Here is a 23,469-nt window from a genome sequence, read left to right on the forward strand (position 1 = left end):
TAGGACAACAAAATTACTTAAATGGATCTTTAGGATGATATAGATGGTCAAATACTGTATATACTGTGGCAGGGTTCATACACAGGAGAATCCTGTTGTCAATAACATTTGTCTTGAGTGCATGATAAGGAAAGGGAAAATTATTGCTCTTAAAAAGGATGTAATAAAAGCAAGTTTATGCAAGGTCTGTGGTTCAGTTAAGATAGGTTTTAAATGGGTTGAAACACACGGTTTTGAAGAGGCTATTGATCGTATTGTAAGGGAGGTTGTCCCCCAATTAATTACCCCAGCACCCGGTGTTGAACATATTGAAGTGAATGAATACAGATTAAAGACAGTTGCTTCATGGCGTACAGTAGTAGAACTACGCATTAACGGTATTTATGGCGGCAAACAATTTAGTATATCTACCGATCTCATTATAATGCTTGAACCGACAAAGTGTCCACGATGCATCATGTATGATAGTCGCGAATTTGATGCAGTCATACAGATTAGAGGCTATGACTTAAAACGTGTAAGCAAAGTTATTGAAAAAATAGTAAGCAAGGACCACAAGATCTTAAGAGATCTAATAGATACCATTGAAACAGGAAATGGTGTCGACTTATATTTTTATGGATTTGGAGCCGCTAGAAAACTTGCTAGAAAACTCGCTACTCAACTAAGAGCCTCCCTACATGAATCATTTGAAGAAACTGGTACGCGGAGCGGCAAGAAACGTTCAAGACTATACATTAGTCTAAAACCTTCTAATAAGTCCCACTAACTACATTAAAGCTATAGAAAATTTATAGACTACAGTGGGATTAGGTTATACGAGGGAATGTACTTGAGTAAAGCAAACAACCAGACAAACGACCGAGACCTAATACTGATAAAAGAGCTTGTAAAAAACGGTAGAGCAAGCTACTCATACTTAGCACAAGTAACTGGCTTAGCCTACACTAGTGTTCGCGAAAGAATAGAGAGACTAATAAATAAAAAACTCTTAGAAATAAAACCACTTGTAAGCCCAAAGATCTATGGCGATAAAGCAGCTATTCTTAGAATAGCAACAAAAAATCCCGAAGACGTTGCTTTGATTTTATCTAGATGCAATAGAGTAATTTCAATTGTCAAGACAAATAATGATATTGTAGCTATAGTTGTAGGGAAAACAAAAATAGAGCTCATATACATAATCGAGTACCTATTGAGAAAATGCGATCATATAGAAGAATTTAGTATAGAATATGGCTCAATACCATCAATGTTCATGATTCCTTTGAAAAACCCACTGGTGGTATGTGATAATTGTGTACAAAAGAATTCAGCGAAATGTAGTGGTTGTCTACCAATACTTAGAGCACGAAAACTATAGCTTCTCTTATCCTTCATTTAAGAAATTAGAATAAAATAGTCATCAATTATCATAGATGTTCTTCATATTCATAAACAGTATTGATACCTATACCTAGTTTCAATAATTCCATAGCTTTCTCTTCACCAAGTACTAGAGATGCTATCTTTAATACATGTTCTAGATCAGGGTTTCTCCGTACTTTGTATACAAGTCTTCGATACTCTGGATGCTCGTATACTATCATTCTAACAATTTCTTCAAAGATTTTCCGTCCATCACTATTTAGTACATCATTATGAAAAAACCTGTGATACCCGATAAGTAGTTTCTTCAACAAATTCCCTATGTCTTTTCCAAACTTAGTCATTTCACTAACCCTATTGTATCTCTATGGAGTAATTCTTTAGATTTAACTAAAAAGTATCTATTTGAGTTCGTATCTGCGAGAAGTAAATAACCTAGCCAATAACCATATATTTCCATTCTCTTCCCGACAATATCTCTAAGCTGAGTATTTTGTGCTTTAATGAAGTCGGTTATATCGTTATTATAGGGTATTACTCGGAAAACTTTTCGCCACTCGTTTTCAATCCCGTACTCTTTTGAAAGCTTGTTAACAGCATCGATAAGTTTACGGTAGGATAATTTAGGTGGGCGAGCAAGTACATCTTTAATACTTCTTTTATGAGGTCTTTCTGTAAAGCCCTCTTTTAACCCAATTTTTATCTCTAATTCACGTGTTTTTACTGCACTATCATATTCTACTAATTCCGCAGCTATTACATGTGGCTGCTCGCCAACTCTATCAATGAGCCTCCATTTTCTTGTACTACCGACTTTAAAACCATATCCGTAATCCAGAAGGTATACTACATACTTTAGCTCATTCTTAAATCTACTATCGAGTTCATTACAGTAGGAGAGCCCGTGAAGTGTTGATGAACTGAAGCATTTATCATAAATTGCTCTAATAGAGTTATCGTGCTCTCTACAATATCCTAACCGCGTGTAAGAGTATCTCCTACAATAAACTCTTTTTAATGGATCATCTCTCTTATCTAACGGACCAGTATGCCATTTACAATAACTTGTATACCCTGGTGACAAGACTATGTAGTCGTTAAGCGATATAAGAAATAACTCGTTTTCTTCAATATTCTGAACAATTATTCCATGGAAAATCTGTGCATACTCTTCAAAATACTCTATCGTGGTTGTTTCGTTTTTCAATCCAAGATAGTTCTCTAGACCAATATTCTCGACTCTTTCACGTGACCTGAACACTGTTTCGGTATAAAATACTCTTGGCACGTACACTATAGTGCCACCTTCCCCCCTAACAACTATAAGATATGTCGTCTCTCTAAAACCATTGGTTCCGCATAGATATTTATCTACGAAAATAGTGATAAACTATAACCACTATAGAGTAATAGGGTGATTCCATGAGGATAGTTCTTTTAGGTCCTCCGGGAGCCGGTAAAGGTACCTATGCCAGCTACTTTAAAGAGAAATACTGTATTCCCCATATTAGTACAGGCGATATATTTAGAGAAGAGGTAGCAAAGGGTACTGAGCTTGGCAAGAAAATAAAGGAATATCTCGATAAGGGGCTTCTAGTCCCCGATGAGATAGTTATTGAAGTTGTTAGAAAGAGATTAAGCCAGCCAGACTGTCAACGCGGTTTTATATTAGACGGATTCCCCCGAACTATAAACCAGGCAAAAGCACTAGATCAAATGACCAAGATAGATGCAGCAATACATTTGTATGTTCCATTAGAGGTGTCAATTGATAGACTAAGTAACAGATACATTTGCCCGAAGTGCAACAGAATTTATAACCTGAAATATAATCCGCCTAAGAACGACTTAAAGTGTGATTATGATGGAACCCCGCTGATTAGAAGAAGTGATGACACACCCGAAGTTATCAAGAAAAGATATGAGATATACTATCAAACATTCAAACCAATACTTGAGTACTATAAAGAGAAGGGAATACTCATAGAGTTCGATAACACCATAGGTAGTGATATAGGTAGGAAAAAGCTCGAAGAACTATTGAAAGAGAAAGGTATACTAAAAATAGAGCCATGTAAGGAGATGTAGTTTTCTACATAAAACAGTATTTTTATGGTACAAGTCTTGTCCTATCTCTAACGAATATTATTGCTTCTCTTATGTTTTCAAGGCCAAGCATGCTAACCATCAATCTTTCGAGACCGAGACCGAATCCTCCATGAGGAGGCATACCGTACTTGAACGCTTCTAGGTAAAATGAGAAGTTACTGGGATCTAGGCCTTTATCTTTCATCGCCTCAACAAGTTTATCATACCGATGTTCTCTTTGTCCACCACTTGATATTTCTAGACCCTTATAGTCGAGGTCAAATTTTCTTGTATGGTATCCGTCTTCTTCTCTCATATAGTAGAAGCCTGTTGTAGGCCACGGGAATTTTGTTATGAAGTATATTTCATATCCTTTCTCCATCAATATTTCGCCTAGTTTTCTTTCAGCAGATTCACTGAGGTCTTCGCCTTCGGGAACCTCTATACCTTCGCTTCTCAGTATATCGACGGCTTCTTCATATTTTATCCTCTTAAAAGGCACTGAGAGAGGCTTTATTTCAACACCGAGTATTTCAAGTTCTTCTTTACAGTTACTTCTAACGTAATCGACAATGTACTTGACAAGGTTCTCAAGAGTATTCATGACATCTTCTTCGCTTTCAATGAAGCCCTGCTCTACGTCAATACCCCATGATTCGTTTAAATGTCTTCGTGTATTGAATTTCTCTGCTCTAAAATAAGGTGTTATCTCATAAACTCTCGGTATACTAGTCATCAACATTTGCTTATACAACTGTGGGCTCTGGCTCAGATATGCTTTGTACTCAAAGTATTGTACGGGAAAGAGTGTTGCTCCGCCTTCAGCACCAGCAGCAACTATTTTTGGTGTATGTACTTCTAGGAACCCATTTTTCTCGAAGTACTCACGTGCAGCTTTGAGTATACTTGCACGTATTCTGAACAATGCCTTCTCTATGGGATTCCTTAACAACAAGTACCTGTACTTTATACGGGTATCAAGTAACGTCGGTACTTTACCAACAGTGTCAACAGGTAATGGCTCAACAGGCTTAGAGTACACTTTGACGCTCTTAGCAATATACTCTATACCACGTTTACTCTTCTGTTCAGGAGCAATTTCTCCTTCAAAGCAAAGAGCTGTACCTACATCAAAATTCTTTGCCTGCTCGAAAAGCTGCGGCTCCCTATCCTTCTTAAAAACTATGACTGCAGGTTTGACGTGTTCTCCTACACTAAGCTCTACTATAACTACTTTACCCAAGACCTTTTGTCTAATAACCCAACCACAGACTCGTGGCATAATTCATCCTCTAGCACTAGAAACTATGGGATCACGAATAAAAGCTTGCCCTAAAAACGTTTCTTACGCAATAAACCAATCCAGAATATCTAGTATTAATAATATAGAACTAGTAAAATAATTCAGTAGTATCTAGTAATATTTTAAAATATATAAGTATGCTTAACAGAAAATACTCTCGGCGGCCAACCGCCCAGCGCCGCCAGCCTACCCGGACCCGGGCAAGTGAGTCCAATAACATGATGTACTATCATGTTTTTGGGCGAGCCTGGGGCAACCACGGGCTGGCGGCGACCCCGAGAGGGGTGGGCTCCCGGAGGTGGTACCGGGTCTCCGGGGCCCCTGGGCGGGCTATGGCTCATTTTCGCTATCAAGTTCTGTTATAAATGTTTTGTCTTCACATACACACAATACGGGGTTTTTGTTATTAAAAGCAAAAATATTGAATTTAAGGCAAATAGTTTTGTTTAAATTAGGGTATTGTTTTTATTATTCTCTTTCTTATTTCCTCGATTACTATTATGGTATGGCTTAATAGCATAATAGCCAATAGCTCTATAAGATATGGGGTTACTGCTCCAAGTAACCAAGGTACTAAGAATACTGGCGCTATAGTTAGTATGAACCCTGCTATATAGCTTAGCGGGTGGTATTTGTTTCTCAATAACCCTATTTCGAATAATGATTTATCTGGACTCCTTATGTTGAAGCTGTGTGCCAGCTCACCTATTGATAATGTTAAGAACGCAAGTGTTGGTCCATGTAGTTTGAATAACTGGGCAGAGGCTCCTGTAAGCAAGGATAACATTGCACCTATGTAGAACAAGTATATGAGCCCTGTTTTACCAAGTAATGGCTTGAGACTTGTAGGCGGCTTTTTCATAACATCTGGTTCAGGCGGCTCTATACCAAGTGTTATTGCTGGCAGGGAGTCTGTTACAAGATTTATCCATAAAATCATCGCTGGTGTTAAGAGTAGTTCCTTCAACAATACGATGCTACCAAGCACAATCATTACTTCAGCCATATTAGCAGATAAGAGGTACAGTGTTGCTTTCCTTATGTTATTATAGCTTGTCCTGCCTTCCTCTATAGCTGCAACTATTGTAGCAAAGTTATCGTCCTCAAGAATAAGGTCAGCAGCCTCTCTAGCAACATCGGTCCCCCTGAGACCCATGGCAACTCCTACGTCAGCAAGTTTTAGTGCTGGCGCATCATTTACACCATCACCAGTCATGGCAACAACTTCGCCTTTCTTCTTTAATGCTTTCACAATCCTTAGCTTGTGTTCTGGAGTAACACGTGCAAACACAGCAACTCTATCTATGATTTTTTCGAGTTCATCATCACTCATCCTATCTAAATCCTTACCAGTAAGCATTAGTTTCCCTTCTAAGGGAAGCCCAATCATTTCAGCGACAGCCCTAGCAGTCAACAAATGATCTCCCGTAACCATAATGACCTTTATTCCAGCTTCAATAGCCTTCTTGACCGCTTCTGGAACCTCTGGTCTAGGCGGGTCTATGAGCCCAGTGTAGCCTATGAATACAAGGTCTTCCTCTAATTCTGTGTCCTGCAGCTTCACCTCTTTGAATGCGTAAGCAAGGACTCTAAGACCCTTGGCAGCCATTTCTTCAGCTATAGCCAGCAACTGTTTCTTTTCTTCATCACTAAGCTTTAGTACAACACCATTCCTCACTATATAATTTGATTTCGCGAGAATGACCTCGGGGGCACCTTTAGAGAACACTATATTTCTATTGTCAAGACTGACGACAACACTCATCATTTTTCTCTCGCTTGTGAAAGGTATCTCTTTAACGCGTTTGATTCTAGCCTTAAACTCGTTAGGGTCGATCTGTGCTTTATAAGCTAATACTATGAGCGCTGCCTCTAATGGGTCACCAATAGGTTTAGGCGGGTTGGAGTCATAATCTACATTACTGTTATTACACAATATTGCATCAAGAATAAGGTAGTCCAGATCTTTATTTACACCATATTTCAGTTTCTTCCCGTCTTTCAGTAACACACCATCTTTCAGATAACCACTACCAGTAACATCAATGTATCCTAGACTAGGCACCCATATCTTTACCACAGTCATTTCATTCCTTGTTAACGTACCTGTCTTATCTGTTGCAATAACAGTTACTCTACCAAGAGTCTCTACTGCACCAAGTCTTCTTACGAGGGCATTCCTCTTTGCCATACGCATAACTCCTAGAGCAAGTATCATCGTTAGAACCGCCGGCAAACCCTCAGGTACAGCTGCTACTGCAAGAGCTATACTTGTTAACAATGCTTCTATCGGATCAGTTACACCGAGTATTATCGCTGTTACCAGTACCACTACTGCTATACCTATTATCACGGCCCCGAGTTGCTTTGCAAGCTTATCCATTTCAACATGTAGTCTCGTTCTCTCTTCTCCAGCTTCAGCAATCATTCTAGCAATCTTGCCAAGCTCTGTATTCATACCCGTTGCCACTACAACCGCTTTACCACTTCCACGTACAACATATGTACCACTGAAAACCATATTCACTTGATCAGAAACAGGAGTGTCTGGATCCAGTATCGCTTCAGCATTCTTGTGTACAGGCTGACTCTCACCAGTAAGCATTGACTCATCAACATATAAATCATGGGCTTCGATAAGCCGGGCATCGGCTGGTATTCTGTCTCCTTCACTCAAAACCAGTATATCGCCTGGAACCACATACCTTGAATCAATTTCGATTATTTTCCCATTACGTAGAACTTTGGCTTTTGGTACAGCTAACTCCTTAAGTTTCTCTAGCGCCTTTTCAGCTCTATACTCTTGTACAACCCCAGCAATAATCATTATAGCCATTATAGCAAGTATACTGGCAGCATCAGTTTTCTCGCCAACAAACAATGCTATTATTGCTGCAACAAACAAAAGGATCATAAACAAATTAGCTATCTGGGCAACAATTATTTTAAATAAGCTTCTTCCTCCCTTAGCTTCTATGGTATTAAACCCGTATTGCTTAAGCCTCTTCTCAACTTCCTTTTCGTCAAGACCTTTCTCGGGGTCTACACCAAGTTTCTCTAAAACTTTTTTGACAGGCAACGAATGCCATTTAGACATCCTATAGCCACCAACTAAAATGGATTATTTGCTCCTAGGAGAATAAAAAATACTGCTAGGACAACCATGTTGTAGCAATTTAACACAGTATTGGACAAATCCATTAAAACCATACAGGTAACTATACTAGTATTGAGAGAGGAGCAGATTAATAATGAAGCGAAGCAAAACCAAAATAAAAACACTCGACATGTTCCTAGGGAAACCCAGTGAAGAAAAAGCCAGCAAGGAGAATAAAGTACAGCAAAAACAGCAAGGACGCGTGACGGGGAAAAAGACAGCAATTACATCAATTAAAGAAGTAGAAATAGAAAAGGAAGTAGATGAACTTCTAAGTCAACTATTTACCAGAAAAGAAACACAACCAAAGAAGGAAAAACAAGAAGAAAAACAACAACCAAAACCCAAGAGAAAAGAAGAAAAAATCGAGAAGACAGGCAAAACCGAGTTAATGGACAAGTTCCTCATTGGCAAAGAAGGAGAAGAAACAAAACAAGAAAAACCCAAAGAAGAGGTTGCCCCGACACAAAAAGAAGAAGCTAAAAAAGAAAAACAAGAACAGACACTCTTGACTACACAAACAAACAACATAGTTATCAAAGGAGAGCTTCTCCAGAAACTCCTTAAGATGCCTGTAGGACCTGAAAGAGCTGTTTCCTGCAACAACACAGGTGTATGCAGTGATGGCAAAAAGATTTCAGAGATATATGTCGATGAGGCCGGGATTGTGAGACAACGAGGATTTATAAGAACTTCCAGAATACCCGTCATACTAGACTGGGTTGTAGAACATGGTAAAATAGAAAAAGTACTTCCAAAAGCATATAAACTCGTAACAGATCGTGGGGCTATGGCGCTTGTACCAGAGGACTTCATATGCGAACTTGTGACAAGATATGGAGTAATAGTAGAAAATTATGACTGTAAGAATTATCAAGTAAGTCTAACAGGTTCAGCTAGAAAGAAAAAATGAAATGATTTATTTCACCTTATAAAAAAGACATCTCATTACAAGCATTTAATGCATATTTGCACTTAAACCTGACAATATTAAGCAATTACTATGTAATTCCTTGGTGGTTCCTATCCTCGTTTACCCATAAAAGAATCCAAGACGTTCAAACATTAAAATACCAAGGACTAATACACTTAAGCATTAGAGGAAACATAACTAATGTTTAGGCGGCACATAATAGGGTCTTGGTACAGCTACATCAGTATATACTCTTGCTGTTCTTCTACGTCTCCTTCTCTTCTTTATACCACGTCTTTCAGGAGGAAGCTCCATGCCTGGTAATCCATAGCTTCCGTCAGGAAATTCAATAAGCACTCCTGTGTCTACAAGTCTATTCAATGCTTTTCTTAGACGATCCTCTCCAGCAATACCACTAAATGCCTCTCTAAGCTCTTCCCATGTCATGGGTCTCCCTTTTTCTTTAATAGTTTCTACAATAACGTCTCCTAACTCCTCGTCCCTTGGCGCTATTAGCACTACCACATCAGCGTCTTCATAGACTACACGTTTCTTTTGAGGCATATACTATCACCTCCTTTTTCCTTCCAGGTATTACTTAAGCAGAGAATATTTATAAACCCTTCTCACATCACTCGCTACTCCCACAAAATTAAGAATTACCCGATATGATTACAGACTCTCAGTCCCACCTATCTGTCCCACTGTAATTAAACTTGTTTGGTTTATGTTAAAATAGGTGGACTGTAGATAACGTATAAAATAGGTGATGAATTATTACAAATCCGCTTCTTTACCCTAAAGGATCTACTGTACTGCTTCTAGGAAACGAGGCGATAGCACGTGGAGCTATAGAATCAGCTATAGGATTTGCTGCTGCCTACCCTGGAACACCAAGCACCGAGATCATAGAAGCCCTTGCATCCGTAGCAAAAGATGTTGGCTTTTATGTTGAATGGAGTACTAACGAGAAGGTAGCGTTTGAAGCTGCCTATGCAGCAGCACTGTGTGGCGTAAAAAGTCTTGTAGCAATGAAGCACGTAGGCGTCAATGTTGCAGCAGATATATTGATGAGCAGTGCCTACGCAGGAGTAAACGCGGGATTCGTAGTAGTATCAGCAGACGATCCTGGTCAACATAGTAGCCAGAATGAACAAGATAACAGATGGTATGGAATGTTAGCACACATCCCAGTCATTGAGCCATGGAGTCCCCGCAGCGCATATAAACTAATCAAGGAAGCATTCAAGCTTAGCGAGAAATACAAACACCCAGTCATATTCAGGTCAACAACAAGGATAAGCCATACTAGACAGCCGGTAACGTATGAAGATGATATACCTAAACCTAAAACGAAAGGAGTATTTGATCGTGACATAAAAAGATACGTGTTAATACCAATACATGGGAGAAAATTAAAGAAAATACTCATGGAAAAATGGCATAAAATCTCTTCAGAAGAAGGAAAACCACCATTAGTAGAAGTGATTAACCCAGGAAGACCGAAGGCTATCATTGCATCCGGCATTGCTTACGCTCATGTCACAGAGGCTTTAGATTACCTAGGGGCAAAAGACGACTACACTATTCTCAGAGTCTCCCTACCAGTACCACTCCCGTATAAGCCTGTCATCGATGTCGCCAAGGATGCCAAGGAAATTCTTGTAGTAGAAGAACTTGACCCCATAGTTGAATACCAAGTAAAGAAAATAATCCAAGAACAAGGACTAGAAGCCAAAGTATATGGAAAAGAATACGTACCAACAGATCTAGATCTAGACTTAGAGAAGGTGTATAAAGCAATAAAGATGTTTAGAGGAGAAACACCAGAAACCCCATGGAAACCAGTGGAAGTACCAAAAGTCGAACCGGGCATCCCGCCCAGACCACCAGTTCTATGTCCAGGTTGTCCTCATCGAAACACATTCTACATCATAAAGACTGCCGCCAACAAAGCTGGGTTAAAGGACCCCATTTACACTGGAGATATTGGATGCTATACACTAGGCTATAACGAACCATTCAAGACACAAATGACGAGCTTTGAAATGGGAGGAAGTATAGGCGTAGCTCATGGTTTAAGTAAAGTTGTTGATGAACCAGTTATAGCAGTTATAGGTGATTCAACATTCTATCACGCAGGAATACCTCCAGCAATAAACATAGTCTACAACAAAGGACGCGCAATTGTACTTGTTCTCGACAACTACTACACCGCCATGACCGGTCATCAACCACATCCTGGAACAGGGTACACTGCCATGGGCGAGGAAACTTATAGAGTTCCAGCCGAAAAACTATTGGAGTCAATGGGGTTCAAGACATTCGTTATAAATCCAATGAACGTCAAGGAGTCCATTGAAAAAGTTGTTGAAGCATACAAAGCATACAAGGAAGGAGAATACGTAGCAATTGTGTCAAGAATGAAATGTGCATTACAAGCACAAAGAGAAGCTAGAAAGAAAGGCATTAAATTACCAGCATATGGAATCAATGAGGACAAATGCCGTGGATGCATGGTTTGTGTAAATCTACTCGCCTGTCCAGCAATAATAGTTCCCGAAGGCAAGAAGAAGCCAGTAATACTAACAGACTTGTGTGCTGGCTGTGGATTATGCGCACAAGTCTGCCCGTTTAACGCAATTGAAGTTGTTAGAGAAGGTTCACCTGACTGGATTAAAGCTTGGATGTAGGAGGTGAAAGTGTTTGCCCAGATATAATATCCTCCTAGCTGGCGTTGGAGGGCAAGGACTCTTAACCCTAGGCAGTATCATCGGGAACGCTGCAATAGAAGAGGGCATCGACGCAACCATTGCTGAAACCCATGGTCTAAGCCAGAGAGGAGGAAGCCTAGTAGTTCACGTTAGGCTCGGCGATGGATCATCTCCATTAATTCCGCACGGCGGCGCAAACTTGATTATAGGACTTGAAGCTCTTGAAACACTACGCTACCTCAACTATGCAAATAAAGACACAAAAATTGTTATGAACGAGTTCCTTTGGCCACCACCACTTTCGAAAACGCCGAAACTAGAAGACATAATTAAAGCCATAAGTTCTTCGGCACGATTGTATGTTGTCAATGCTAACGAAGAAGCAAAGAAGGTTACAGGACTTATTGTAACCGCTAATACATTGATACTAGGTTTCGCATATATGATTGATAAAGATCTACAGTCATTATTAAGTGAAAAATCTCTAGAAAAGGGTCTTGAGCGAGTATTTAGAGGAAAAGCTCTCGAGCTCAACAGGAAAGCATTGAAGGCAGGTATGGAACTAGCTAAGAAAACAATATAGGTTAGAAAAACTAACATTTATTTTTAACAAATACTCGCTACAAGAATTCTCAACGAGGTATAAAGACAATGGCATCCAATGTTAGCGTTGAAAAAATAGATTTTTTGATTAAAGAAGCTGAGAAAGTTCTTCCAAACAGTTATGCACCATACAGTAATATACATGTAGCCTCAGCTATACTAACCGATAATGGTAACATCTACTTAGGCGTCAACGTAGAGAATAGTAGCTATGGTCTAACTATTTGTGCAGAAAGATCAGCTATAGCCTCAATGGTTACAAACGGCGAGAGAAAACCTGTAGTCGTCGTTATTGTGACAGATTATCATGAACCAATACCTCCATGCGGAGCATGTAGACAAGTAATAGCTGAGTTCAACAAAGACGCCATGATAGTGATGTATAGTATTAAATCAAAGAAGAAGATCATAACAAGTCTTACAAAACTCTATCCAGACCCATTCAAATTAACTAAATGATCACATAAAGAAAAACTATTAATTACTTGATAGCTAAACAAGTATATGGGATGAAGAAGAACCCGGGATAGGAACCCTTAAGGGAATGTCTATATCTATTTTTATAGCGGGCGCTGACCAAAATAGATAATCAATTACACTCCATACTTGCAACACATTTTCTCTTCAGGAAGCATATATTATCGAGAACTTCTTCATAAGATGCTGTCTCTAAAGCCGTTGAGACAATTTCATCAACTAAATTTTCATCTACATTGAGGTAAATACCATTGACTGAAATCCTTAGTTGTGAGCCAGGATTATATACCTGAACAATAACTGGTTCAAGACCAAGTTTTCTTAAATCATGAGCTGCCGCGAATACAGCATTTATAACATTTGCATCAAATATTTCACCATAGACAATTGTTATCCATACTCTCCTCAATAACAATCACCGTTATTTTTCCTTCTCTACTAAATAGGTACCTCGTTATATCCTTATATAGCCGGGCATTAAGGAATACAACGTTATTAAAAACTAGGATACACCAGTAATACCCCATTATCACACAGACCCCCGTATTTAAACTATTCTAATACTCCATTACAAGGTGTGAGGAGGTAACAGGTAATGGATATTCTAAAGAGGGCCTATGAACTACTCATATTTATGAATATAAAGTATCTTAAGGAGCTAGAGGAACTAAAAGCCAAAGAAGCTATTCTCACTTCAAAGAAAGAGCTTACACCAATAGAGGAAGTAGAACTCATAGGAACCAGGGCGTTAATAGATTTTCTGTCAAAACAATTAAATACTAAAGTACTTGATACATTAGAGCTACATGTAATGAATACTGAAAAGGCATGCATTTAGCTTATTTTAGATAATACAATCCTATACATTTTATATCTATGAAAGTTCTTTCAATATTAAGCCATCTTATTTACTAAAAATTTCTAAAAATCCCAGATATACTAAAATACTTGGGGCTAAGGATTGTCTAAGATCTTTTCATCTAGGAAACATTCCTTATACTTTACAATACTTCTCATTGTGATAATAACTAGTTTATCATATACATGCTATGGCAACGACTATATTCTTCTAGAAAACAAAGAAGTATCCTTCACTATATATCGTAGATATGTTGGATTCTATACCGAACTTAAAGTAATATCATCAAGCGACTATGGCTATTCTCTTTTGATATTTACAGGTGAAGGAATCTTTGCTTATGGTTATTACATGGAAAAAAGACCAGAAGAAAATGGTATCCTACTATACAGGGTTTCAGGAGATCAAAACAGATGGTTTTTAGTAGGTAAAGTATCGTTCAATGAAACAATTACTCTTGCATTATTCCTAGATACGAAAAATAACACTGTATACTTCAGAATAAATAATAAAGTGATAAAGGACAATACTACCACATTATTTGAGCCCCAAAAATTCCGTATAATAGTTAAAAATATTGACAGATTTAAACAACCCCCAGTAATTGCAACAAATATACTCATTGTCATGCAATCGGACGATATTAATGACACTGTAATATATAACTATACATCAACTTCATTAGCAAGTTTCCTACGTAAGCAATCAATAATATTAATTTTAGAAAAACCTACTGAAACACCAACAACGCAAACAACAAGTCTAACAAAAACAACCATCACAACGACCACTACAATAACGAATGCTACATATACTACATCTTCAACAACATCTCTAGTAAAAACAAATACAACCACCAGTGTCGGAGAGCAAATAATCGAGAAAACAACAATTATAGCAATTATACTCATTATAGTAGCCGTCTCAATATTCATATACTATCTAGCAAGACGGTCCCACGGTCCGTGAATAAGTCATCCCTAATGGGTCTTTTAGAGAGGCCTCGGTCATCCCGTTTTACATTACTCTAAAACTAGTCTTAAATATCCTTTCTCGCCAACCGTTATAGGGATAATATTACTTACTATATCATCATCAAAAATCTCTATTTCACCATTAGATACCAGCTGCTCATAGTATTCCTGGGGAAGAACATTCTTTATTTCTTCAAGACTCTTGGAACCAACAACTCTACATATAGAAAACATACTAATATGATGTCTGCTAAAGACTTGCTGTTCTTCTTTGATTTTACAATAATATATTTTTACAATACCGCTATCTGGCAACTTTCTTCACTTTCTTACTAATTTTCTTTTCAGCAAGCCCCTTAATTAAGGCAATAGCATAAATAATCGATTCAGGTCTTACAGGACATCCCGGCACATAATATACTCCATCAACTTCTATTCTAAGATTATCAAGTATTTTCAAGAGTTCGGGGACGCCTCCTATTGTTGAATAAGTATCATGCCAAATGCCTCCCCCTACTGCACAAGACCCTAAAGCAAGTATTATTCTCGGTCTTGGCGTTGCCTCAATAACCTTGATCACCTTAGGCAAAGACTCCTGAGTTATCGGGCCTGTTAACAACAAGACATCGGCATGACGAGGGCTTGTAACCAGTTTCACACCGAATCGCTCAGCATCAAAGTATGGTGTTAGTACATCAAGTATCTCAATATCACAAGCATTACAACTACCAGTATTAAGATGGAACACCCATATGCTTTTCTTAAGATACTTACTGTTGCTCACGGTAACCAAACCTCCCTTCTATTGCTTTTATGAACTTTTCCTTCCTACAATACGGGTCAAGATCAATATATTCCTCTGCATAACGCGTTTTCTCGAGAACAAAATCCTTCATAGCAATTGTTGTAACAGGTTTGCCACATACTCTACATTTAACAACTTCATGAACAACCATTTCATGTAGATCATCAATATTATTAGTTGCAAGCTCAAACTCTAGCGTCCCCCTAATGGCACCGGTAGGACACACATCAATACAGCGCCAACAGTAAATACATCTTCCTATAAAGTACTTGAGCACTTTTGTGTCATTATCTTGCTCCATAGTTAATGCATTAGGTGGACACACGTTAACACATGCACCACAACCTATACACTTATTCTCATCTATCTCTATTTTACCTCTGAATTCCTCAGAAATCAATGGAGGTTCAAATGGGTATTTACGAGTTACCCTACCTGCTTCACTTGCTATAATAAGTGCTTTTAGAGGACCCAATTTCTTAACTAGAGTCTTGAACAACCCATTCCACCCCATTGACTAGGTAAATGTAAAACCTCTCTCCTACCATCACTTTTTACAACAACTATCCTATCTGTACACGAGAAACAAGGATCAATACTGGCAATAGTTAAGGGAGCATCAGCAAGCATTACACCATTAAGCATAACTTTTAGAGCAGGGATGTTCTGATAGGTTGGTGCACGTACTCTCCATCTATAGGGTTTGCCATAACCGGTTATAACGAAATGTACATCTTCACCACGCGGCGCCTCAACAAGCGATACCGCCATCCTATTCTCAGGGATATCTATTTCTTCAGCCATAATAGGGCCTTTGGGGAGTTGCTCAATAAGTTGTCTAATAATCTTTATACTCTCGAAAACTTCATCCACTCTAACAAGAGTTCTAGCTAAATTATCACCCTCATCATATACAGGTACATTGAAGTCGGCGTACTTATAAGCGGCATATGGTAGATCTCTCCTGTTATCTCTATCAAGTCCTGAACCACGCGCTGTAGGTCCAACGACAGATAGTTTTCTTGCATCCTCCTTAGGCAGAATTCCTGTTTCTTTTAGTCTGAATTTTATCTCTGGAACAGAAATCATTGTATCTACAAGTCTTGCAAATTCCTTCTCAATTATAGACAAAACTTCAAGGGTCTTAGGGATCTTATCTTCATTAATATCCTTTCTAACACCACCAATAAGATTTATTCCATAGGTCTTCCTGCTACCTGTCAACAATTCAGCCAAGTACATAACATGTTCACGTATTCTCCAAGAATGCATAAATCCTGTGTCATAGCCCAGTAGGTGAGCTGCTACGCCAACCCATAGCAAGTGGCTATGGATTCTCTCTATCTCAAGTATAATACTCCTAATAAACAGCGCTCTTTCAGGAACATCTATTCGTGCAGCCTTCTCCACAGCTTGACAATAGCAAGTACTATGGACAAACCCACAAATACCGCAAATGCGTTCAGCCAAGAATGGTATTTGCTGGTATGTCATCCGTGTCTCAGCAAGTTTTTCTATGCCACGATGGACGTGAAAGCCTCTATATTTCACATCAACAACTTTCTCTCCTTCAACATAAAGCTCAAAGTACTCTGGTTCATGTAATGCTGGATGATATGGTCCTACCGGTATTGGTGCTGAAGAACCTTTTCTCCCCACACTAACACGTTCGCCTGTAAACGAGGGTTTGGGTTTAATGTCATGGGGCACATCCTTACGTAGAGGATAGAGGTTTTTCGGCCACCAATTCGGTAATACAAGTCTATACTGTTGTCTACCCTTAAATTCCAGCCCAAGAAGATCACGAGCCTCCATTTCACACCAATCTGCCGCAGGACATATATCGGTTACTGAAGGAAACACTTGCTTTGAAGGATCAGCATAGGTTTTTAGAACTATATTCAATCCGTTACGGTCGTCCCCAAATATGTAGTACATGGCAAAAAAGCCGTTAACGGGTCTTTCGTCAACACCAGCACAAGTTCTTAAATAACAATCGAATTCATCGTGGACAAGCTTAACTGCTTCTCTAAATGAATTACTTGGTATAGCTGCGAATAAAGTATCGTCAATAAACTTTATATCACTAGCATATTTTGAAAGCCTTCTTACATACTCATCTACAATACTCTTTTTATTATTTGGACTATTTCCAGACATACTTATGTTCACCACATCACATAAGCTATTACAAAGAATATTATGATCAAGGGAATGTAGATCTTTAAGAGAAATACCGGTGCGGCATCTATTCTACTTCTTCCGAGAAGAGCTGATAATGCTGCATAAATACACCACAAGATACAGGTCAATAGAATCGCCAGTATAACACCATTTACCGTAATGTGCACAACACTACTTGCCGCATAACCAACTAGTGGTATCAAACATATTATTATAACAAACAATTTTATGAAGAATCTCCTAGCTAGATTACTATAATGAAGAAGCCCAAGTAATGGACCACTTAATTCTATTATTACACCAGAAGCTAATTCTGGCTCAGCTTCCGCTAGATCAAAAGGTGGGCGTGCACAAGACACGTAGGCTGCTATCAATAGTAATAATACTGCTATACCATATGCTGGACCTATACTGGTAAATCCTTTCGTATACCATAATAGTATTCCAAATACTAGCACAGTAAATGTCTCATTTACAAGCATCAACATTACTTCTCTCGAGCCACCAACTATGGCAAACGGGTTTGACGACATAAATGGTATTGCCACAAATACTACCTGACCTATCATAAAAAGTATTAAAGCTATAATCAACGCTGTAAACACGTTTATCAGCGATATTGATAAAAGCACTCCTATAGCACTTATTGTTAATACAAAGTACAATGCTATAAGCAAAACGAGATGATAAGCACCCTGAGGTAAATATGTTGTTTTCTCAAATAATTTCATTAAGTCATACCATGTTTGCATTATAGGCGGGCCTATACGACTATGAATTCTAGCTTTAATTTTCCTTTCAACACCATCAAGTAATGGTGGTAAAAAGTAAGATAAAGCCGTTAAGAAACCTAGAGCAACGCATGTGTAAACAATATCTACGGCCATAGTTTACCACCAGTCATTGTAAGTAAAGCCACTATTAGGAGAGCCATTGTAAACAAGAGCCCTATCCAGAGCGAGGCCAAGAGTGTTGACCTGTAAAGAGATCTTTGCAACACATCGAGATATAACGTTAGTTTTCTTACGATTAAAACAAATTTATTCTCGATAGACACACCCATTCTAACAGCTTTTACCATTAAGAATTCAAGAAGTTTAGGCGGATTCTTACTGGCTTTCACGAAGTTATGCCTAACTTTGTCAAGTATTTTTTCAAGATGTCTAAGAGCTGAAGCTGCTACAGAGCTCAAGTCTCTACACCTCCTACCCAAGTTGGAGTCTCATATATGACGATCTTTTTATGGAACATCTTAGCAGCTAACACCGCTATTATAGTCACTATATAAAAGCCATAGATCATGTAGGTGATTGCATCACCCTGTATTATTAGAAGGAATGGTAATGGTATTATTATCATTAGCAGGGATAACGTGTACTCCATTACGTATTGTGTACTATCAAGCATGATACTTGGTCTAAATGGTATATTGGCATAGGTACCAACATATACACCTAGATATTTCACTGAATAGACAATGGAGAATATAGATGATATGATAACACCTACTAGAAATACAAAAGCATAGGGAATACCTTGTGATGCTAGTATTAGCGCGATGTATATCACCAAGGCTTTGGCAATAAAACCTATTGTTGGAGGTAAACCCATGAGTGATAGAATGGTATAAAGTATTTTGTCATAAAGCCTTCTCGCAACCTTTGCCAAGTAACCGAGTCTATAAATGTCTCTAGTGTTCGTCAACAACTCAATCGACGCTATATTAAGGAATACATGAGTTTTAAGAAGACCATGGTAGAATACGTACAAATACACTAAGCCAGTAATCCTTTCATCAAACACCAATAGCCCTAGAAGCATTGTCATTACTCCATAGTGTGTCATTGAACTGTAGGCAATCATTTTCTTTACATCTGTTTGGGCCGACGCCATAATTGAAGCGTATATAGTTGTTATAAATCCTAGAGCAAGCAGCGTAATCAAGTATACCATGTTGTTTAGGTCTAACAAGCTGAGAACCCTTAATATAGCGTAGATGCTCATCTTAGACATTAATCCACTAAATATAGCCGTTATAGGTGATGGAGCTTCTGAATATGTGTCAACAAGCCATATATGGAATGGTATTTGGCCAAGCTTAGCTAGAAATCCTACTAGTACAAGAAATGTCAGCACAGGATTAGTAACATTAATAGTGCTGTTCATGAGTATCTGGAAATCAGTTAATAGCGCCTTGTTTATACCAATAGTTGTAGCAGTAATAGCAATCCATGAAAATAGTGATATATCGCCAGCTGTAACACATACAACAAGATATTTGAGACCGACACTCCAGTTTTCAAGCCCTCTTTCGAGCAATATAAGGAGAAAAGCAACAAGCTCTATACTTATCCACAGCACCGTAAATTCCAATAGATTTCTAGCTGTAAACAGCATTAATATAAGCAACAAGGTCATGTCTATTATTAGTTGAAGATGCTGTATTTTACCAAATAGCACACGTAAATACCCTTCACTATATAGACTAATTGCTATACCTGCGATGCTACAAAGAATTAAGAACAATCCCTGCAACGAGTCAATATATATTATCCATGTATTTAGTAAATAGCCAGCTACTATAACCAGCCATACCAGCACATATGCTATTATCCTCAAAACTCTACTGAGTCTACGCATTGTATCAACTACTAGAGCTCCCGAAGAAACAAGTACTATTAATAATATCCATAAGATATACCTATAAACAGGATCATAGATTATCTCAGCGATCTTACACCACCCCTCATGGCTATCATTACAGCGATATAAATTAACACTATGACGGGTATTATTGACGCCAAGAGGATAGCATTGATCAAGTCTTTCTCTATAGGTGTGAAAACTAATACAAGTAGCGAACATATGTTGAAAGACGATAGAACTAGTTCAGTGTAAAGCAAGCTTCTATAGCTTCCTGAGAAATCTTTTCTATCAAGTTTTTCTACGACCAAGGTGCTTGGCTCACCATAGTACATCATAATGTACCTAAACCCTATGAGAACAGATACTATTATTGACAACACTACCGCAATAATTACTAGTATACTGTATACAATAAATCCTTTACTTAAGCTCGCTAGTATGGCAAGCAGTTTTGCAACAAAACCTATTGTTGGAGGCATGCCTATGAGTGAGAATAATGCTATAATTGATGACGTCGATAGTAGTGGCAAGAAACTGCTAACACCCCTAATTAGATCAATGTTTCTTGTGCCGAAAATTACTTCGATAGACCCAGCATTCAAGAACAGCGATGCTTTGTATATCGCGTGCGAGACAAACGATGCAAGTAAAGCAGTATAGGTCACAGAATCAGGGTCAACAACGTATAATGATAAAAGAGCCAATGTAAAGCCATTACCGGCTATTGTACTGTATGCAAGCATTCTCTTTATGTCTTTTTGAATATATGCCTGGAATCCTCCATATACAATTGACGCTATGCCCAAAAACATGATAACTAACGCAAACAAATTCTTTACATAATCATCCATTTCTATTATCTGGAATACTCTCAATAATCCATAAACACCCATACCAGTCATTATACCGCTTAGTAACGATGATGCTGGTGCTGGTGCCGTTGTATGTGCATCAGGGAGCCAGAAGTGTAGTGGTATTTGAGCAGATTTTGCTATAAATCCTACGAGGAGTAATGGCACAATATATAATGGAATATATGCTGCACTGCCTTCAAGTGCACTAAACTTCTTCATTAACACATCAATACTACCACCCATAGATGTACCAGCAAGAGAAAATATACTAACATATATCATTGTGAATAATGTTAACTCAAATGTCGTCGTTGAAATGGCAAGGAACCTCTTTGAAGCAGATACTCCTCTTTCTCCTGTAATATGTTGTTCACCAATACTTATCATAGCAAAGCCTAGAAGCTCAGCCGTTGTCCATGTTATCGCTAGTGATAACAAATTAGGCGATGCAAATGTATAAATCATTGATAACGCAAATAGATCTATGAGCACATGAAATCTATTACTGTATTTCTTTTTGGCAGCATAACTTATTGCATAAACTGAAATAGGCAGTGACACCGCTATAGCCGTGGCACTAAATAGTATAGAAAGTTCGTCTATAACCTCATACAAAGATAGGATAAATACAAGAAGTGATGCAAGTAAGTATACGATAACCTTGAATATCACAGATAATACTTTTTCTCTTGAAACAAACCATTCTAGACCAATAATGAGCAGAGTTAGAACTATTATTATAGGAGAAAAAACTAGGACAGGCTCCAATAGGATATTCACCGTACTACCTGTCCTTCTTCAAGAGCTTCAAATCTCATTTTAGCCCATGATTCTGCTAGACGTTTCTTTATTTCATCAAATACCATCGCCGGCGACCCGAATACTATCGCTGCTGTTGGACATATTGCTGCACAAGCTGGTATAAGTCCTTCTTTCCTTAAGTCCATACAGAGATCACACTTCACAGCAACTTTAGCTCTTGCATCAAGTTCTGGTATACCAAACGGACACGCTGTAAGACAGGCCATACATCCTATACACTTAGGCGTGTTAACGTAGACAGCTCCATAACTATCTCTGGTCATTGCACCTGTTGGACAAGCTTCTATACAAGGCGCTTTCTTACAATGCATACAGGATATCGGTATCTCTAGTCCTATGCTTGTTCTATAAACCTTGATGAAAGGTGATCCATGAATAAACTCGCATACAGCTTCACAAGAGCCGCATCCAATACACTTCGATAAGTCAATTACCCTTAAGTGAGTTGCTTTTACAGAGTCTTTACCAGAACTCATACACTCCACCTCCCTTCTCTATGGTGTGGGAACCAGTTTCACAGAAACAGCTTTCAAGTAATTATGAATGGAACGAGCTGCATAAAGTGCTGTTTTAATAGCCTGCCCTATTCTTGATGGCCCAGTTACTACGTCACCTGCCGCAAAGATCTTGGGATTCTTAGTCCTATAATTTTCATCAACAACTATCCTACCCCACTCTACATGAATACCAAGCTTCTCCATGACCTCCTTGTCTTCAGGCAAAGGCGGTGTAGGAGCCTCGCCTGTGGCAAATATCACTAGATCAGCGTTAAGCGTGAATTCGGAGCCAGGTATTGGTATGGGTCTCGGCCTACCGCTTTCATCGGGTTCGCCAAGCTTCATACGCTGAAACTTCACGGCGACTGCCTTATTGTCCTGCTTTATTATTTCAATAGGGCTAGCTAATTCAATAACTTCAACACCTAGTCTTTTAATACGCTCGATCTCATAAATTCCAGCTGGAGCTTGTGCAATAGTTCTTCTGTAGACCAGGTAGACCTCTTCAGCTTTATCAAAAACGGCTTGTTCAGCAGCATCGACAGCACTATAACCGCCACCAATTACAATAACTTGTCTCCCCTCATAAGGAACTTTATCTACATAGCCCATTTCCTTTAATCTATGCTTATAGACATATTCAAGAGCTCCTACAACGTTTTCGGCATCAGAACCAGTTACTTTAGGTATTCTTGATCTCCATGTACCTGTTGTTATTAGTACAGCATCGTAATTGTTGACAAGTTCTTCTATACTAGCCGTTTTTTCAACAAATTCATCGCCTTCTTCATGATGTGGTTCTCCATAATATACTTTCGTCTTTAAAATGAATTTTACTCCATATTTTTCCTCAAGAAGCGATATTGCGTTAAATACTCGTTCTCTAGGGATTCTCCATGGTGGGATAGCAAATACCATCATTCCGCCTGGACGGGGTAGTTTCTCATAGACATCAACATCAAAACCATTACAAGCCAAGTATCCTGCTGCAACAAGACCTGCTGGGCCAGCACCTATTATTGCTATTTTTTTACCAATACTTGATGGTTTTTCTTTACATAAGAATGCAAAGTTTAATCCTGTACTTAGAACCAATCCTTTATCACCGTCAGCTATTCCTTAGAACTGTAAAGTATCATTTCCTTCTCTTCGCTCTCAGTTTATGTTTAAAGGTTTATTCTCTAATAAATAATTTGCTAGGCAGA

General features: G+C 38.5%; 24 protein-coding genes. 9 read left to right on the top strand and 15 right to left on the bottom strand.

Annotated features, from left to right (window positions below):
• Positions 1-43 precede the first annotated feature (43 nt).
• Positions 44-769 carry a hypothetical protein gene (locus J4526_09620; protein WFO75303.1) on the top strand — a complete coding sequence of 242 codons (726 nt, stop codon included), beginning with the start codon at positions 44-46 and terminating at the stop codon, positions 767-769.
• Positions 770-826: 57 nt separating this feature from the next.
• Positions 827-1,363: an Lrp/AsnC family transcriptional regulator gene (locus tag J4526_09625; protein WFO75304.1), complete on the top strand. Its 537-nt coding sequence runs from the start codon at positions 827-829 to the stop codon at positions 1,361-1,363.
• 49 nt (positions 1,364-1,412) lie between these two features.
• Here the strand turns inward: J4526_09625 and J4526_09630 are convergent, their stop codons facing one another.
• Together J4526_09630 and J4526_09635 are read right to left on the bottom strand one after the other, a co-directional pair.
• A complete protein-coding gene (locus J4526_09630; GenBank protein ID WFO75305.1) occupies positions 1,413-1,712 on the bottom strand; it encodes a hypothetical protein in 300 nt (99 codons plus the stop codon).
• Entirely contained in the window at positions 1,709-2,662 is a 954-nt protein-coding gene (locus J4526_09635; protein ID WFO75306.1) for a DUF2797 domain-containing protein, read from the bottom strand. The genes J4526_09630 and J4526_09635 overlap by 4 nt, the downstream gene beginning before the upstream one ends.
• A 128-nt stretch (positions 2,663-2,790) precedes the next feature.
• Between J4526_09635 and J4526_09640 the strand changes: the two genes are divergently transcribed.
• Entirely contained in the window at positions 2,791-3,456 is a 666-nt protein-coding gene (locus J4526_09640) for an adenylate kinase (protein ID WFO75307.1), read from the top strand.
• A 22-nt stretch (positions 3,457-3,478) separates the two neighbouring features.
• On the opposite strand, the gene aspS is transcribed toward J4526_09640, so the two are convergent.
• Positions 3,479-4,738 carry an aspartate--tRNA(Asn) ligase gene (gene aspS / locus J4526_09645; GenBank protein WFO75308.1) on the bottom strand — a complete coding sequence of 420 codons (1,260 nt, stop codon included), beginning with the start codon at positions 4,736-4,738 and terminating at the stop codon, positions 3,479-3,481.
• Between the two features lie 472 nt (positions 4,739-5,210).
• Positions 5,211-7,856 carry a cation-translocating P-type ATPase gene (locus J4526_09650; protein WFO75309.1) on the bottom strand — a complete coding sequence of 882 codons (2,646 nt, stop codon included), beginning with the start codon at positions 7,854-7,856 and terminating at the stop codon, positions 5,211-5,213.
• A gap of 154 nt (positions 7,857-8,010) precedes the next feature.
• Between J4526_09650 and J4526_09655 the strand changes: the two genes are divergently transcribed.
• A complete protein-coding gene (locus tag J4526_09655) occupies positions 8,011-8,829 on the top strand; it encodes a hypothetical protein (protein ID WFO75310.1) in 819 nt (272 codons plus the stop codon).
• A gap of 198 nt (positions 8,830-9,027) precedes the next feature.
• On the opposite strand, the gene J4526_09660 is transcribed toward J4526_09655, so the two are convergent.
• Positions 9,028-9,393: a hypothetical protein gene (locus tag J4526_09660; protein ID WFO75311.1), complete on the bottom strand. Its 366-nt coding sequence runs from the start codon at positions 9,391-9,393 to the stop codon at positions 9,028-9,030.
• A 212-nt stretch (positions 9,394-9,605) separates the two neighbouring features.
• Between J4526_09660 and iorA the strand changes: the two genes are divergently transcribed.
• From iorA to cdd, 3 genes are all read left to right on the top strand, one after another.
• A complete protein-coding gene (gene iorA, locus J4526_09665) occupies positions 9,606-11,522 on the top strand; it encodes an indolepyruvate ferredoxin oxidoreductase subunit alpha (protein WFO76406.1) in 1,917 nt (638 codons plus the stop codon).
• A gap of 13 nt (positions 11,523-11,535) precedes the next feature.
• On the top strand, positions 11,536-12,126 hold the full coding sequence (locus tag J4526_09670; GenBank protein WFO75312.1) for an indolepyruvate oxidoreductase subunit beta: 591 nt from the start codon (positions 11,536-11,538) through the stop codon (positions 12,124-12,126).
• 68 nt (positions 12,127-12,194) lie between these two features.
• Positions 12,195-12,605, top strand: a complete 411-nt coding sequence (gene cdd, locus J4526_09675) for a cytidine deaminase (GenBank protein ID WFO75313.1) — start codon at positions 12,195-12,197, stop codon at positions 12,603-12,605.
• 130 nt (positions 12,606-12,735) lie between these two features.
• Here the strand turns inward: cdd and J4526_09680 are convergent, their stop codons facing one another.
• On the bottom strand, positions 12,736-13,032 hold the full coding sequence (locus J4526_09680) for a hypothetical protein (GenBank protein WFO75314.1): 297 nt from the start codon (positions 13,030-13,032) through the stop codon (positions 12,736-12,738).
• A 186-nt stretch (positions 13,033-13,218) separates the two neighbouring features.
• Here J4526_09680 and J4526_09685 point away from each other — a divergent pair, with 186 nt between their 5' ends.
• The gene (locus J4526_09685; protein WFO75315.1) at positions 13,219-13,461 is read left to right on the top strand and encodes a hypothetical protein; all 243 of its coding nucleotides are present in this window, start codon (positions 13,219-13,221) and stop codon (positions 13,459-13,461) included.
• Between the two features lie 123 nt (positions 13,462-13,584).
• On the top strand, positions 13,585-14,451 hold the full coding sequence (locus J4526_09690; GenBank protein ID WFO75316.1) for a hypothetical protein: 867 nt from the start codon (positions 13,585-13,587) through the stop codon (positions 14,449-14,451).
• Positions 14,452-14,504: 53 nt separating this feature from the next.
• On the opposite strand, the gene J4526_09695 is transcribed toward J4526_09690, so the two are convergent.
• From J4526_09695 to J4526_09735, 9 genes are all read right to left on the bottom strand, one after another.
• Positions 14,505-14,771: a hypothetical protein gene (locus J4526_09695; protein ID WFO75317.1), complete on the bottom strand. Its 267-nt coding sequence runs from the start codon at positions 14,769-14,771 to the stop codon at positions 14,505-14,507.
• The gene (locus J4526_09700; protein ID WFO75318.1) at positions 14,761-15,240 is read right to left on the bottom strand and encodes an NADH:ubiquinone oxidoreductase; all 480 of its coding nucleotides are present in this window, start codon (positions 15,238-15,240) and stop codon (positions 14,761-14,763) included. The genes J4526_09695 and J4526_09700 overlap by 11 nt, the downstream gene beginning before the upstream one ends.
• Positions 15,227-15,775 (bottom strand): 4Fe-4S binding protein, encoded by a 549-nt coding sequence (locus J4526_09705; protein ID WFO75319.1) that lies wholly within the window; start codon positions 15,773-15,775, stop codon positions 15,227-15,229. The genes J4526_09700 and J4526_09705 overlap by 14 nt, the downstream gene beginning before the upstream one ends.
• A complete protein-coding gene (locus J4526_09710; GenBank protein ID WFO75320.1) occupies positions 15,745-17,421 on the bottom strand; it encodes an NADH-quinone oxidoreductase subunit C in 1,677 nt (558 codons plus the stop codon). Before J4526_09710 ends, J4526_09705 begins: the two co-directional genes overlap by 31 nt.
• Positions 17,422-17,429: 8 nt before the next feature.
• Complete coding sequence (locus tag J4526_09715; GenBank protein ID WFO75321.1) at positions 17,430-18,332, bottom strand: NADH-quinone oxidoreductase subunit H; 903 nt, start codon at positions 18,330-18,332, stop codon at positions 17,430-17,432.
• On the bottom strand, positions 18,323-18,637 hold the full coding sequence (locus tag J4526_09720; GenBank protein ID WFO75322.1) for a hypothetical protein: 315 nt from the start codon (positions 18,635-18,637) through the stop codon (positions 18,323-18,325). The genes J4526_09715 and J4526_09720 overlap by 10 nt, the downstream gene beginning before the upstream one ends.
• Positions 18,634-20,310, bottom strand: coding sequence for a hypothetical protein (locus tag J4526_09725; GenBank protein ID WFO75323.1), 1,677 nt, complete (start codon positions 20,308-20,310; stop codon positions 18,634-18,636). The genes J4526_09720 and J4526_09725 overlap by 4 nt, the downstream gene beginning before the upstream one ends.
• 1,411 nt (positions 20,311-21,721) lie before the next feature.
• Positions 21,722-22,243 carry a 4Fe-4S binding protein gene (locus J4526_09730; GenBank protein WFO75324.1) on the bottom strand — a complete coding sequence of 174 codons (522 nt, stop codon included), beginning with the start codon at positions 22,241-22,243 and terminating at the stop codon, positions 21,722-21,724.
• Between the two features lie 18 nt (positions 22,244-22,261).
• Positions 22,262-23,359, bottom strand: a complete 1,098-nt coding sequence (locus J4526_09735; protein ID WFO75325.1) for an FAD-dependent oxidoreductase — start codon at positions 23,357-23,359, stop codon at positions 22,262-22,264.
• Positions 23,360-23,469: the final 110 nt, after the last annotated feature.

This window comes from Desulfurococcaceae archaeon MEX13E-LK6-19 (assembly GCA_029637525.1).
GTDB lineage: Archaea > Thermoproteota > Thermoprotei_A > Sulfolobales > Desulfurococcaceae > MEX13ELK6-19.